The organism is Nocardioides zeae (assembly GCF_010686755.1).
Lineage (GTDB): Bacteria > Actinomycetota > Actinomycetes > Propionibacteriales > Nocardioidaceae > Nocardioides > Nocardioides zeae.
Genome location: NZ_JAAGXA010000009.1, coordinates 121,333 through 134,495 on the forward strand (window position 1 = coordinate 121,333; position 13,163 = coordinate 134,495).

Annotated in this window: 13 protein-coding genes; 5 read left to right on the forward strand and 8 right to left on the reverse strand. The window is 74.8% G+C overall.

Going from position 1 to position 13,163, the window contains the following annotated elements; translation table 11 throughout:
- Nucleotides 1–26 precede the first annotated feature (26 nt).
- Both G3T38_RS13885 and G3T38_RS13890 read right to left on the reverse strand, forming a co-directional pair.
- Nucleotides 27–269: a CDGSH iron-sulfur domain-containing protein gene (locus G3T38_RS13885; RefSeq protein WP_163772906.1), complete on the reverse strand. Its 243-nt coding sequence runs from the start codon at nt 267–269 to the stop codon at nt 27–29.
- Nucleotides 266–1,291 (reverse strand): iron-containing redox enzyme family protein, encoded by a 1,026-nt coding sequence (locus G3T38_RS13890; protein ID WP_163772907.1) that lies wholly within the window; start codon nt 1,289–1,291, stop codon nt 266–268. Before G3T38_RS13890 ends, G3T38_RS13885 begins: the two co-directional genes overlap by 4 nt.
- A gap of 250 nt (nt 1,292–1,541) precedes the next feature.
- Here G3T38_RS13890 and G3T38_RS13895 point away from each other — a divergent pair, with 250 nt between their 5' ends.
- The gene (locus tag G3T38_RS13895; RefSeq protein ID WP_163772908.1) at nt 1,542–2,399 is read left to right on the forward strand and encodes a sigma-70 family RNA polymerase sigma factor; all 858 of its coding nucleotides are present in this window, start codon (nt 1,542–1,544) and stop codon (nt 2,397–2,399) included.
- Nucleotides 2,400–2,503: 104 nt separating this feature from the next.
- Here the strand turns inward: G3T38_RS13895 and G3T38_RS13900 are convergent, their stop codons facing one another.
- Nucleotides 2,504–3,067, reverse strand: coding sequence for an HhH-GPD-type base excision DNA repair protein (locus G3T38_RS13900; RefSeq protein ID WP_163772909.1), 564 nt, complete (start codon nt 3,065–3,067; stop codon nt 2,504–2,506).
- Between the two features lie 108 nt (nt 3,068–3,175).
- Complete coding sequence (locus G3T38_RS13905) at nt 3,176–3,553, reverse strand: universal stress protein (protein ID WP_163772910.1); 378 nt, start codon at nt 3,551–3,553, stop codon at nt 3,176–3,178.
- A gap of 122 nt (nt 3,554–3,675) precedes the next feature.
- Between G3T38_RS13905 and G3T38_RS13910 the strand changes: the two genes are divergently transcribed.
- Nucleotides 3,676–4,104, forward strand: coding sequence for a hypothetical protein (locus tag G3T38_RS13910; RefSeq protein ID WP_163772911.1), 429 nt, complete (start codon nt 3,676–3,678; stop codon nt 4,102–4,104).
- 21 nt (nt 4,105–4,125) lie between these two features.
- On the opposite strand, the gene G3T38_RS13915 is transcribed toward G3T38_RS13910, so the two are convergent.
- Both G3T38_RS13915 and G3T38_RS13920 read right to left on the reverse strand, forming a co-directional pair.
- A complete protein-coding gene (locus tag G3T38_RS13915) occupies nt 4,126–5,622 on the reverse strand; it encodes a glutamate-cysteine ligase family protein (RefSeq protein ID WP_163772912.1) in 1,497 nt (498 codons plus the stop codon).
- 52 nt (nt 5,623–5,674) lie between these two features.
- Entirely contained in the window at nt 5,675–6,754 is a 1,080-nt protein-coding gene (locus tag G3T38_RS13920; protein WP_163772913.1) for a DUF4192 domain-containing protein, read from the reverse strand.
- A gap of 114 nt (nt 6,755–6,868) precedes the next feature.
- On the opposite strand from G3T38_RS13920, the gene G3T38_RS13925 reads away from it, so the two are divergent.
- The 3 genes from G3T38_RS13925 (at nt 6,869) to G3T38_RS13935 (ending at nt 11,813) form a co-directional block, all read left to right on the forward strand.
- Nucleotides 6,869–8,410 (forward strand): DNA polymerase IV, encoded by a 1,542-nt coding sequence (locus G3T38_RS13925; RefSeq protein WP_163772914.1) that lies wholly within the window; start codon nt 6,869–6,871, stop codon nt 8,408–8,410.
- A gap of 9 nt (nt 8,411–8,419) precedes the next feature.
- Nucleotides 8,420–10,642 (forward strand): S9 family peptidase, encoded by a 2,223-nt coding sequence (locus G3T38_RS13930; protein ID WP_163772915.1) that lies wholly within the window; start codon nt 8,420–8,422, stop codon nt 10,640–10,642.
- A 205-nt stretch (nt 10,643–10,847) separates the two neighbouring features.
- Nucleotides 10,848–11,813: a sigma-70 family RNA polymerase sigma factor gene (locus G3T38_RS13935; protein WP_163772916.1), complete on the forward strand. Its 966-nt coding sequence runs from the start codon at nt 10,848–10,850 to the stop codon at nt 11,811–11,813.
- A 3-nt stretch (nt 11,814–11,816) separates the two neighbouring features.
- Here G3T38_RS13935 and coaE read toward each other — a convergent pair whose 3' ends face one another.
- Both coaE and G3T38_RS13945 read right to left on the reverse strand, forming a co-directional pair.
- A complete protein-coding gene (gene coaE, locus G3T38_RS13940) occupies nt 11,817–12,410 on the reverse strand; it encodes a dephospho-CoA kinase (RefSeq protein WP_163772917.1) in 594 nt (197 codons plus the stop codon).
- A 1-nt stretch (nt 12,411) separates the two neighbouring features.
- Nucleotides 12,412–13,140 (reverse strand): SIMPL domain-containing protein, encoded by a 729-nt coding sequence (locus tag G3T38_RS13945; RefSeq protein WP_163772918.1) that lies wholly within the window; start codon nt 13,138–13,140, stop codon nt 12,412–12,414.
- Between the last annotated feature and the right edge of the window lie 23 nt (nt 13,141–13,163).

The window sequence follows — 13,163 nt, forward strand, 5'->3', positions numbered from 1 at the left end:
GGACCCTCGACGGCGCGGGCGGACCCTCAGCGCCGCGGGCCGATGCGCGCGTGGGTGCCGTCGCACCACGGCGCCCGTCCGGTCGCACCGCACGCGCAGACCGCCACCACCGGACGCTCCACCGGGTGCGCGACACCGTCCGCGTCGAGCACCTCCTGCGCCCCGCGCACCAGCAACGGCCCTCCCGGGCACAGCCGCACGCGCACCGGGTCGGCGGGCCGGTCCGAACGCGCCTGGCGGTCCGGGCGGTCCGGGCGGGGGCCGGTCACGATGCCGCCCGCTCGCCGCGCAGGACGCGGAGCGGTGCCGGCGGGCGCTGCTCGTCGGCGACCAGCAGGTCGTGGAGCGCCTGCGCCGCCTCGACGTCGACGAGGAGACAGGTCGCGGCGCCCAGCAGCACGTCGTCCTCGATGGCGGGGTCCGCGGCCACCGCCGTGCCGCAGATGTCCCCCAGCACGACCTGCTCGTGGACGGCGTCGGCCTCCACGTGCTCGTGGAAGTAGGCCGCCACCGCGTCGGGGAAGCCCACGCGCTCGGCTCCCGCGGCGATGCGACGGCACGGGTCGGTGCTCGTCGCCTCGAACGCCGCCAGGTGACCGAGGGCGGCCCCGCGGAGTCGCCGCTGCGACCCGAAGAGCGACATGACGTTGTTGGACACCAGGGTGGGTGCGTCGACGGCGTCGATGTACGCGCCGTACGTCGCGTCGAGCCCGGCCGCGCGCATCGCCTCGGCGAACAGGTGCGAGTGCAGCCGCTCGGGCCGCCCGCCGCCGTACTCGTCGTAGAGCAGCTCGGCGTGCGCGACCTTCGCCGGCCCGTCGATCCAGCCGAGCACGCGCACCTGGGGATCCGTCTCCTTCAGGTGGTAGATGCTGCGGTCGGCGAGGTAGGTCTGGAACTGCTCCCGCGTCGCGTGCTTCTGCAGGTGGCGCGTCAGGGGCGCGCCGGGGGCGTCGCGCACCAGGGCGGCGATGCGGTCCGCGACGGAGCGTCCCCCGGCCCGCGCCTCGTCCACCATGGTGGACGTGCGGGCTCGCAGGTCGGCCTCGAGCAGGTCCTCCGCCGCCTTGCGCCATGCCAGCACCCGCAGGTCGCGCTCCGCGTCGGGGTCCGCGTCGTCGAAGCCGCGGTAGCCCACCTCGTAGGCCGTCCACAGCGCCAGCTGGACGTCCGCCTCCCGGAGCCCGGCAGCGGGCGTCGCGGCGGTGACGGCCGCCGCGTCGAACGGTCCGCCACGCAGCGCGCCGATGACGGCGGCGCTCACGGGGCCGCGGGGACGGGGCAGCTGCATGCGCACTCCTCTGGTCGGTCGGCTGCGCACGGGCCCGCCCGTGCGCACCGCCAGTACCCCTCGATCGGACGACCAGACCTGCCCGGCCGAGGTCGCCCGACCGGGACATCCTCAACACGCCAGAAATTCTTTGTTGATATTCCTGGTCTGGACCAGCCGCAAGGGCTACGTTCGACCAAGCGGTGCCACGGCGCCCCCACACCAGCTCAAGCCAGCGGCTGGACGGCACCCGAGTGGACCAGGACTCAGGATGCTCTTGCAGGACAGCACGACCGTTTCGTTCCTTCCGACCATCGGCACGGGCAGCACCCCGGCCCCGACCGCACCCCGTCCCGCCACCCCACGGCGCGACGAGCGCGAGGTACGACGCGCTGCCACCACCACGCACCTCCACGCTGCGGAGACCGCGCCCGACGAGGCCGCCCGCGACGCGGCCCTGCGCGAGGTGGTCGTGGCCAACATGGGCGTCGCCCGCGCACTGGCCGCGCGACAGCGCAACCGCGGCATCCCCCTCGAGGACCTGGAGCAGGTGGCCTACCTCGCCCTCGTGCGGGCCGCGAGCCACTTCGACCCCGGTCAGGGCAAGGACTTCCTGACGTACGCCGTGCCCTGCATCCGTGGCGAGCTGCGGCGGCACTTCCGCGACCTCGGCTGGATGGTGCGTCCCCCGCGGGACGTGCAGGAGAACCAGTCCGCCGTCATCCGGGCCCGCGACCGGCTCGCCGGCGACCACGGTGACCGGGTGCCCGACGAGGCGATCGCCCGGGAGCTCGACATCCCGGTCACGGTCGTCCGGCAGGCGCTGCGGGCCGAGGGCTGCTTCCGGCCCGTCTCGCTCGACGCTCCCCTGCCGCTCGGCCAGGCCGGGCCCGCGGAGCAGGCGATCGACCCCGAGCGCGAGCAGGAGGTCGTGGAGATGCGTACGACGCTGCAGCCCGCCCTCCGGCAGCTCGACGCACGGGAGCGCCACATCCTGGTGATGCGCTTCTTCCAGGACCGCACCCAGCAGGAGATCGCCGACGAGCTGGGCGTGACGCAGACCCAGGTGTCGCGCCTGCTCTCCGGGATCCTCAAGCAGCTGCGGGAGGCCGTGGGCTCGGCCGCCTGAGCCCGCTCGCCGCCTGAGCCCGCTCGCCGTCCCGACGCGACGACGCCGGCCACCCCCGCTCCGGCGGAGGGGCCGGCGTCGTCGTGCCGGGACGTGGCGGGGTGTCAGCCCGTGGCCGCCGCCGCCTTCTTCGACTTCTTGTAGTCGCGCACCTTCTGCAGCGAGTCGGCGTCCACGACGTCGGCCACAGAGCGGTGCCCGTCGAGCGCGTAGTCCCCCACCGCCGCCTCCCAGCCGTCCGGACGCACGTCGCGCTGCTTCGCCAGCAGGGCGACGAAGATCTGGGCCTTCTGCTTGCCGAAGCCGGGCAGCGCCATCACCCGCTTGAGCAGGTCCTTGCCCGACGTCGCCTCGGTCCAGATGCGCGAGGCGTCACCGCCGTGCTCGTCCTCGACGATGCGCGCGAGCTCCTGGAGGCGGGCCGCCATCGAGCCCGGGAACCGGTGGATCGCGGGCGTCGTGGCGCACAGCGCGGCGAACTCCTCGGGGTCGGCGGCGGCGATCCGTGCCGGCTCGAGGGTGCCGAAGCGGTCGAGCACCTTGGCGGGTCCACGGAACGCGTGCTCCATCGGGTACTGCTGGTCGAGCATCATCCCGACGAGCAGGGCGAACGGGTCGGTGTCGAGGACCTGGTCGGCCTCGGCGTCACCGGTGATCTGGATGGCCATGCCGACCATCCTGCCCCAGACCGTGGCGTGTCGCTGCGCCCAGCGCCGCGGTCGGGTGCCCGGACGGGTCCGCCACGCGCTCGACGGGGCCACCGGACGTGGCGACGGTCAGGCGCCGACCTTCACCGCGAGCACGGGGGCGTGGGCGTCGAGCAGGATCCGCTGGGCGTTGCTGCCAAGCAGGAGCTTGCCCACCGGCGTACGGCGGCGCAGCCCGATGACGATGAGGTCGGCGCCGACCTCCTCGGCCACGGCGAGCAGGTCCTCCGCCGGGTCGAACGCGCTCGTGCTGACCCGCACCTCGTGGGGGACCCCCGCGGCCTCCAGGCGCGCGCGGGCGGCGTCGACGCCGGTCTCGACGTGGTCGCCCCGGGTCGAGCTCACGAGCACGATGCGGGCGTCGCGCAGGGCGGCCTCCTCCAGCGCGCGGCCGAGCGCGGCCTCCCCCTCCGGCTTGGCGACGTACCCCACCACGATCGTCGTCACGGCGACCTCCTCGGTTCGACGGCGGCGAGCGCGGGACCCCGCGCACCTGCTCGCACGCTAGCCGATCGCACCGCTGTGGAGAACGGCTCGCGCCGGACGCGGCGCGGCGGCAGGCTGTCGGGGTGGGAACGACGACCGGGGCAGGGACCGGGGAGGTGCCGCAGGGCACGTCCCCGGACGAGCTGCGCGGTCTGGTCCTCGACCTCATCGCCCAGGGCCGCCACCGCACCTTCCCGCCCGTGGTGCACGTCGGGCGGCCGGGCCGGCAGCGTTCGCTCGCGGCCGCCGACCTCGACGACCACGCCCTGCGCACCGACGTGCTGGCGGCACTCCTCGCGGCGGCGGGCCCGGCGCCCCTCGTGTGGCTGACCCGCCCGGGCGAGCCGGGGGTGGAGGACGAGGACCAGGCATGGTCGCGAGCGGTGCGGGCGGCGGGCGCCGAGATCGGGCGTCCCGTCCCGTTCGTCGTCGTCACCCGGCACGGGTGGGCCGACCCGGCACGGGGTCACGGGCGCACCTGGCGGCGGCTCCGCGACCGCCGACCGCGGTGAGGCGGACCGGCGCGCCGCCGCTCAGCGCGCGGCCGGCACCTCCCACGTGTGCACCGGCTCGTTGGAGTGCATGTGCTCGCGGTAGTCGCGCAGGGCCCGGCGCAGCGCCTCGGGCCGCTCGAGGGAGGTCTCGGCGTGCACCCGGCGCACGAACCACTCCGCACCGTTGGTGCCCTGCAGGCAGCGCTGCTCGATGACGCCGAGCAGCCGGTCGGCCTCGGCGGTCTCGGCGCCCCAGGCCAGCAGACCGTCGTGGGCCAGCGGCAGGAGCCGGCGCAGCACGAGCTCGGTCGCGGCGGCCTGACCCACGCCGGGCCAGTAGACCTCGGCCTCGATGCCGTGGCGTGCCCCGAGGTGGAAGTTCTCCTCGGCGGCGCTGAACGACATGCGCGACCAGACGGGCCGGTCCTCCTCGACGAGGGCGCGCACGAGCCCGAAGTAGAAGGCGGCGTTGGCCATGGTGTCGACCACCGTGGGGCCGGCGGGCAGCACCCGGTTCTCGACGCGCAGGTGCGGCACGCCGTCGGCGATGTCGTAGACCGGCCGGTTCCAGCGGTAGATCGTGCCGTTGTGGAGCCGCAGCTCCGCCAGCGACGGCACCCCGCCCTCCGCCAGCACGGCCGCCGGATCCTCGTCGTCGACGATGGGCAGCAGCGCCGGGAAGTAGCGCACGTTCTCCTCGAACAGGTCGAAGACCGAGGTCACCCAGCGCTCGCCGAACCACACCCGCGGCCGCACGCCCTGCGCCTTCAGCTCCTCGCTGCGCGTGTCGGTGGCCTGCTCGAAGAGCGGGATGCGGGTCTCCCGCCACAGCTCACGACCGAGCAGGAACGGCGAGTTCGCCCCGAGCGCGAGCTGGATGCCCGAGATGGCCTGGGAGGCGTTCCAGTAGGGCGCGAAGTCCTCCGGCGAGGTCTGCACGTGGAGCTGCGTGCTCGTGCACGCCGCCTCGGGGACGATCGAGTCGGTGGCGGTCTCGAGCCTCTCGACGCCCTTGACGTCGATGACGATGTCCTCGCCCCGCGCCGCGAGGATCTGCTCGCTCAGCAGCGCGTACCGCGGGTTGGGGCTCAGCGAGGCCGGCGTCATGTGACCGTGCCCCAGGGTGGGGAGGACGCCGATCATGACGAGGTGCGCGCCCAGCGGCGCGCTGGCCGCCTCCGCGTCGTTGAGGCTGCGCCGCAGCGACTCCTCGAACACGGTGAGGCCGCCCGGGCCACCGGGGGCCGCGGGCCGGAGCCGGGCGGGCGCGACGTTGATCTCGACGTTGAACTGCCCGAGCTCGGTCTGGAAGTCGGGGTCGGCGACCGCGTCGAGCACCTCGGCGCTCGACAGGGACGGCTCCTCCTGCGCGTCGACGAGGTTGAGCTCGACCTCGAGGCCCGTCATCGGGTCCTCGGCGGCGAACGCCGGTTCGCGCAGCATGCTCGCGAGCACGTCGAGCGAACGACGGACCTTCTCCCGGTGCCGCGTGCGATCGGCCCGCGAGAACTCCTGGTGATCGACCTCCTCGCCCATGTCCGCAGCGTAGTGGCCCGGTCCGCACGCCGGGCCCGCACACGGCGACGTCTCACGCCGGGTCACCGAGCGCCCCGGTCACCTCCTCCCACCACGACGGTGGCGCCGCCGCCTCGAGGAAGTCGCGCACCAGACGGCCGAGGGGGTGACCCGGCTCCTCGTCGAGGCACACGTCGACGGCGCACCAGGCCAGGGCGCCCGACCCGTCCAGCCACGCGGTCAGGGCGGCGAGCGCGGCCGGCCCCGACCGCCACCCGTCCGGCGCGCGGCGCACCAGGTCCAGCCACACCTCGACGTGGGCCGCGGCCTCACCGCGACCCACGCCGGCCCACGCCGCGTCGCGGTGCCGACCGAGGCGCAGCGCGACGAGGAGCCGCGCGGCGTCCTCCACCGCGAGCGGTCTGCCCGAGCGCGCCGCCCGGGCGACGCTCTCCCCCACCCACCGGGACTCGGCCGGCCCGGGGCGCGGAGCACCTCGGGCCGCGACGGCGGCGGCGACCGGGCCCCGCACCTCGTCCCCGGCCGGTGCCAGGAGGTTCGCGAGCTCCTCGCGGCTCCCGAGCACGACGCGCCCGTGGAGCACCGCCGCGGCCCGCACCGGATGGCTCTCGTTCCGGTACGGCGCCGCTCCGCCCTCGGCGCTGGCGGCGTCGCCCGCGGCGTACCAGTGCTCCCCGTCGGCCCGCAGCAGCGCCAGGACGCTGATGCCCGCGGCGGCGCACGACGCCTCGAGCCGGGCGGCGGTGGCCGCGCCGAGCTGCGGGTCGGGGGTGTAGACCACGGCCGCGACCGATGCGACCCCGTGGCGTCGGCACGGCGCGACGGCGGCCTCGACGATCTCGGCGAGAGCCGTCGGCGGGTCGTCGGGCGCGGGCAGCCCGATCCTCAGGTGCGGTCCGGTCGCGCCCCGTCCCGACGGGCCCCGTCCCGACGGGCCCCGTCCCGACGGGCCTCGTTCGGCGGCGTCGGACGGGGCGCCCCCGCCCGCCCCGAAGCTGAGCAGCACCAGCGAGTGGCGGGGCTCGAACCCGAGCACCACGGGGACCGTGGCGAGAAGGTCGTCGGGGGTGCGCAGGCGGAGGGTCAAGGGGGCGGACGGGTCCGGGGCGGAGGTGCGGTCGTCGGTGGTCATGCGGGGGGCTCTCCCCCGCGGGCGCCGCCTCCTCCCCGCCGATCCGGCGGCTGGGGACGACCGCGCCGTACGGGCGTCCTGTGGACGACCAGCGGGCCGACTACCGTTCGTCGGGTGCCACCCCCGTCGCCAGCGTCCCCGGTCCCGCCCGGGGCGGGTGCGGCGGGACGGCGGGCGCACGCCTCGATCCTCCACCTCGACCTGGACGCCTTCTTCGCCGCCGTGGAGCAGCGGGACAAGCCGTCGCTGCGCGGCAAGCCGGTGGTGGTGGGCGGCACCAGCGGACGGGGCGTGGTGGCGACCGCGTCGTACGAGGCCCGCGCCTTCGGCGTGCGCTCCGCCATGTCGACGCGCGAAGCCCGGGCGCGGTGTCCCCACGCGGCGTACCTGCGGGGGCGCTTCGACGCCTACCGCGAGGCGAGCGGCGTCGTGATGGGCATCCTGCGCTCGGTGTCGCCATTGGTCGAGCCGCTGTCGCTCGACGAGGCGTTCGTGGACCTCGCCGCCGCCGACGACCCGCTCCTCCCCGACCTCGAGCCGGCGTCGGTGCGAGCCTTCGCCGAGACCCTGCGCGCCCGGGTGCACGAGGCCACGGGCGGGCTGACCGCGTCGGTCGGGATCGGCACCTCGAAGCTCGTCGCCAAGATCGCCAGCGACCTCGAGAAGCCCGACGGGCTGGTCGTCGTGGCGCCGGGCACCGAGCAGGACCTGCTCCGCCCCATGGCGGTCTCCGTCATCCCCGGCGTCGGGCCCGCGACGGCCGAGCGGCTACGGCGCGCCGGGGTGCGCACGGTCGCCGACCTGGAGTCGCTGAGCGTCGACGAGCTCGTGCGTCAGCTCGGCACCGCCCACGGGCGTTCGCTGCACGAGCTGGCTCGCGCCCACGACCTCCGCCCCGTGGTCGCGGAGCGCGAGGCGAAGTCGGTGAGCGTCGAGAGCACCTACGAGCACGACATCACCGACCCGGCCGTCATGGCCGACGTGCTGACCCGGCAGGCGACGGGCGTCGCGACCCGGCTGGCCGCGGCCGGCCTGTCGGGGCGCACCGTCACCATCAAGGTGCGCTTCTCCGACTTCACCACCCTCAACCGGTCGGCGACCCTGCCCGCCCCGGTCGACGCCGCCGCTCCGATCGCGCGGGTCGCGCGCACGCTGCTCGGCGACCTCGTCGGCGCCGCCGAGCGCGACGTGCGCAGCGGCGTGCGCCTCCTCGGTGTCGGCGTGTCCGGCCTCGCCGACTGGGTGCAGGACGACCTCTTCAGCGTGCTCGAGCCGGAGGTCGCCGTCGCCGTGGAGACCGACCCCGCCGACGACGCGTCGCCGGAGGAGGCGACGACCGCCGCGGCACCGCCCGAGGGTGCGGCGCCGGAACCTCCGCGGGAGTGGGCCGCCGGTGCGGACGTCGAGCACGACGAGCACGGCCGCGGCTGGGTCTGGGGCGCGGGGCGCGGGGTCGTGACCGTGCGGTTCGAGACCGCGACGTCCCCACCCGGCCCCGTGCGCTCCTTCCGCGCCGACGACCCGGCCCTGCGCCCCTGGCTGCGGCCGACCCCGCTGGTGGACCCGCTGGCCGACCCGCTGGTGGACCCACGGGACGACCCGGGTGCCGTGCTGCCTGTGGAGGAGCCCGGGGAGTCGTCGGGCGACATGGCCTAGCCTCGCGGCATGGTCGAGAACGAAGGCGCTCCCGCTCAGCCCCCCGTCGCCGCTGCCCGTCCCGTGACGACGGTGCACCACGGCCACGAGCGCACGGACGAGTACGACTGGCTGCGCGACAAGGACGACCCCGAGGTGATCGCCTACCTCGAGGCGGAGAACGCGTGGACCGAGGCGCGCACGGCCCACCTGGCCGACCTGCGCGCCACGATCTTCGACGAGATCCGGGCCCGCACGCAGGAGACCGACCTCTCCGTGCCCACCCGGAACCGGGGGTACTGGTACTACTCGCGCTCCTTCGAGGGCCGGGAGTACGGCGCGTCCTGCCGCGTCCCGGTGGCCGACGAGTCCGACTGGACGCCGCCCCGGCCCGCGGCGGACTGCTCGCCCGACGAGCCGGCACTGCCCGGCGAGGAGCTGCTCCTCGACCTCAACGCGCTGGCGGACGGCCACGACTTCTTCTCCCTGGGTGGCTCGTCGATCAGCCCCAGCACCACGCTGCTGGCCTACGCGACGGACACGGTCGGCGACGAGCGCTACACGGTGCGGTTCAAGGACCTCGCGTCCGGCGGCCTGCTGGACGACGAGCTGACGGGCGTGCTCGGCGGCGTCACGTGGAGCCGGGACTCGACGAGCTGCTACTACACGACGGTCGACGACACCTGGCGACCCGACAAGGTGTGGCGCCACGTGCTCGGCACCGCCCAGGCCGACGACGAGCTGGTGTTCCACGAGACCGACGCGCGGTACTGGACCGGCATCGGCCGCTCGCGCAGCGACCGCTTCCTCCTGGTGGTGAGCGGGTCGAAGACCACCACCGAGTGCCGCTTCCTCGACTTCGACGCTCCGGACGCCGGCTTCCAGGTGTTCGCGGAGCGCGTGGACGGGGTGGAGTACGGCATCGAGCACGCCCGGCTCGGCGGGCGCGACGTGTTCCTCGTCCTGCACAACGCGACCGGACCCGACTTCGAGATCGGCGTGGCGCCGGTCGAGCCGACGGCCCGCGACGGCTGGGCGCCGCTGGTCCCGCACGACCCCGCCGTGCGGCTCGAGGCCGTCGACGCCTTCGCCGGCCACCTCGTCGTCCACCAGCGCAGCGAGGGCCTGACCCAGCTGCGGATCATCGAGCTGCCCGCGGAGGCGGAGTCGGCGACCGGGTTGGGCGACGACTACCTGGTCTCGTTCGACGACGAGCTCTACACGATCGAGTCCGGGGGCAACCCGGCGTTCGACCAGCCGACCGTCCGCGTCGGCTACACGACGCTCGCGGTCCCCTCGTCGGTCTACGACTACGACGTGCGCGACCGCTCGCTGCACCTCCTGCGCCGCACGCCCGTGCTCGGGGGCTACGAGCCGTCCGACTACGTCGAGCAGCGCCTCTGGGCCGAGGCCGAGGACGGCGAGCGGGTGCCGATCTCGCTGGTCGCTCGCCGCGAGGTCGCCGAGGCCGTCGCCGCCGGCACCCCGGCCCCGCTGCACCTCTACGGCTACGGCTCCTACGAGGCGTCGATGGACCCGTACTTCTCCATCGCCCGGCTCTCCGTGCTCGACCGCGGTGGCGTCTTCGCGATCGCCCACGTGCGCGGCGGCGGCGAGATGGGACGCCGGTGGTACGACCAGGGGAAGATGGAGCACAAGCAGAACACCTTCTCCGACTTCATCGCCTGCGGCCGGCACCTCGTCGCCACCGGGTGGACCACGCCCGAGCGGATGGTCGCCGAGGGCGGCAGCGCGGGCGGCCTGCTCGTCGGGGCGGTGCTCAACCAGGCCCCGGAGCTCTGGGGCGGCGTCGTGGCGAACGTGCCGTTCGTCGACGCGCTCACCTCGATGCTGGACTCGTCCCTCCCCCTCACCGTCGGCGAGTACGAGGAGTGGGGCAACCCCGAGGACGACGCCGCGGCGTACGAGCGGATGGCGGCGTACGCGCCGTACGACAACGTGGCAGCGATCGACTACCCGCCCGTGCTCGCGGAGACCTCGCTCAACGACACGCGGGTGCTCTACGTCGAGCCGGCCAAGTGGGTGGCCCGGCTGCGCGCCCGCGCCGTGGGGCGACGCGACGTGCTCCTGCGCACCGAGATGGCGGCCGGCCACGGCGGCGTCTCGGGCCGCTACCAGGCCTGGAGGGACCGCGCGTTCAGCCTCGCCTGGATCCTCGACCGCATGGGTCTGGCAGACGTCGAGCCGCGACGTACGGACGTCGACCTCACCCCTGGGGAGCCCCGCTCCTGAGACGTGTCCCCAGGGACTGAGAAGTCCCTGAGATTCGCCTCCTACGGCAACTCTGCGGAGTTCTTGCACGTCTGGGTCTGACGAGAGGCACTACGGGGAACTGGTCGTGACCGGGACCCATCGGGAACACCCGCGGTGCCGAAGCAGTTACACCACACGTGCGGCGCGCCACCCCGGCGCTGCACCGACGAGGAGGGCGGGTCACATGTCCACACGCACCATGACCGCACGAGCCACCGGCGACCGCGACATCGAGGGTCGCGACAGCGTCGGTCTCTACCTGGACGAGATCGCCCGGACGCCGTTGCTCGACGCCGTGACCGAGGTCGAGCTCGCGAAGACGATCGAGGCGGGTCTCTACGCGCAGCACCTGCTCGAGACGGGCCGCGTGGGCCGTCGCAAGGGCGGCGCTCCCAAGTCGGCGACCCGCGAGGAGCTCGAGTGGCTGGTGGAGGAGGGTGAGCGTGCCGTCGACACCTTCATCCAGGCCAACCTGCGCCTCGTCGTCTCGATCGCCCGCAAGTACGGCCGGTCGCAGATGCCGATGCTCGACCTGATCCAGGAGGGCAACACCGGCCTGATCCGCGCGGTCGAGAAGTTCGACTACGCGAAGGGGTTCAAGTTCTCGACGTACGCCACCTGGTGGGTGCGCCAGGCCATCACCCGCGGCATCGCGCAGCAGGCGCGGGTCGTGCGCCTCCCCGTCCACGTGGTCGAGGAGCTCAACCAGGTCAGCGGAGCGCGTCGCACGCTCGAGCGCCAGCTCGGCCGGGACCCGGAGCCCGAGGAGATCGCGGTGGAGCTCGGCATGACCGTCGAGCGCGTCGCCGACCTCATGTCGTGGGGCCGCGAGCACGTCAGCCTCGACTCCCCGGTCGACGAGGACGGCGACACGTCCCTGGGCGACCTCATGGCGCAGGAGACGGCCCCGGGGCCCGACCTGACCGTCCTGGACTCCGAGTCGCGCGACCGCCTCAACAGCCTGGTCGGTCTGCTCGACACCCGGTCCGCCGACATCATCCGCTCGCGCTACGGCCTGTCCGACGGCCGCCAGCACAAGCTGGCCGACATCGGCACCAAGCACGGCATCTCCGCCGAGCGCGTCCGGCAGCTGGAGCGCGAGGCGCTCCAGAAGCTCCGCGGCTTCGCCGACCCGGACCTCGCTGCCTGACCCTCAGCGAGCGCCCTCCCGCAGCTCCGCGACGACCTCCGTCACCCGGTGACGGAGGTCGTCGCGCGTCCCGGTGTTGTCGACGACGTACGTCGCGGCCGCGCGCCGCTCGTCGCGGGAGGCCTGGGCGGCGATGCGGGCCCGAGCGTCCTCCTCGGTCCAGCCGCGGTCGGTGACCATGCGGTGCACCTGCACGTCCTCGGGGACGTCGACGACCACGACCGCGTCGAAGCGGTCCTGCTGGCCCGTCTCGACCAGCAGCGGGATGTCGTGCACGACCAGCGCGTCCGGGCCCGCCGCTGCCTCGAGCTCCGCGCTCCGCGCGCGGATCAGCGGGTGCAAGATCCGCTCCAGCGCAGCGCGCCGCTCCGGGTCGGCGAACACGATGGCCCCGAGCGCGGGACGGTCGAGCCCACCGTCGTCGCCGAGCACGTCCGGGCCGAACTCCTCGACGACGCCGGCCAGGCCGGGGGTGCCCGGCTCGACGACCTCCCGCGCGAGCTGGTCGGCGTCGATGACGACCGCTCCGAGCTCGCGCAGGAGGGCCGCCACGGTGCTCTTGCCCGAGGCGATGCCTCCGGTCAGGCCGACGCGCATGTCAGGACTCCTCCGGGTGGGGGGACGGGTGGGGGGACGGCTCGGGGGCCGCGTGAGGACGGGGGGAGGCAGCGAACCGGCCGTGGACCGTCGCCGTCAGCAGGAGCGGCTCGGGCTGGAACGGCAGCGCTTCTCCCCCACCCAGGTGGTGCACCTCGTGGCGGGGCGCTCCGGACATCGCCGCGAACACGGTGTCCGACCGGCCGTGCAGCATGCCCTCGTCGGCGAGCGCCACCCAGCGCGGTGGAGCGAGCCCGGCGGCCGCGGCGTACTCCCCGGCGCGGCGCGCCGCGTCGACGACAGCGTCGCGGCACAACCCCGCCCGCACCTCCGCCTCGTGCTCGGGCAGCAGCGACCAGCGGACGTCGTGCACCGCGAGACCGGGGACCCCGGACGCGGCGGTGACCCAGGCGCCGAGCGCGCGAGCGTCGGTGAAGGCGGCGCGCACGGAGGCCGCGGCGTACCGCACCGTGCGAGGCGTGCCCTCCGCGGTCCAGTCCTGGCGGACGCCGGAGACGGCGTCGTCGACGCTCCACGAGGACAGGGCGGTGCCGGGCGCGTCGGCGAGGGCACGGAGGTCCTCGACGAGGGCGCGGACCGAGGTCGTCACCCGCTGCAGCACGTCGTGGGCGTCGTCGCCGTCGATCACCACCTGGCCACGGATGCTTCCCTGGTCGGGCGCCACGGTCACGCGAGCCTGGCCGGCAACGGTGATCTCGACCTCGGACACGCGCCGACCCTACCGCCGCGGGT

Excerpts from the sequence above, each read along its gene's own strand:
- G3T38_RS13895 (WP_163772908.1), top strand. The coding sequence starts at position 1,542 with ATGCTCTTGCAGGACAGCACGACCGTTTCGTTCCTTCCGACCATCGGC.
- G3T38_RS13915 (WP_163772912.1), bottom strand. The coding sequence starts at position 5,622 with ATGGGCGAGGAGGTCGATCACCAGGAGTTCTCGCGGGCCGATCGCACG.
- coaE (WP_163772917.1), bottom strand. The coding sequence starts at position 12,410 with ATGCGCGTCGGCCTGACCGGAGGCATCGCCTCGGGCAAGAGCACCGTG.
- G3T38_RS13920 (WP_163772913.1), bottom strand. The coding sequence starts at position 6,754 with ATGACCACCGACGACCGCACCTCCGCCCCGGACCCGTCCGCCCCCTTG.
- G3T38_RS13935 (WP_163772916.1), top strand. The coding sequence starts at position 10,848 with ATGTCCACACGCACCATGACCGCACGAGCCACCGGCGACCGCGACATC.
- G3T38_RS13930 (WP_163772915.1), top strand. The coding sequence starts at position 8,420 with ATGGTCGAGAACGAAGGCGCTCCCGCTCAGCCCCCCGTCGCCGCTGCC.
- G3T38_RS13900 (WP_163772909.1), bottom strand. The coding sequence starts at position 3,067 with ATGGCCATCCAGATCACCGGTGACGCCGAGGCCGACCAGGTCCTCGAC.
- G3T38_RS13890 (WP_163772907.1), bottom strand. The coding sequence starts at position 1,291 with ATGCAGCTGCCCCGTCCCCGCGGCCCCGTGAGCGCCGCCGTCATCGGC.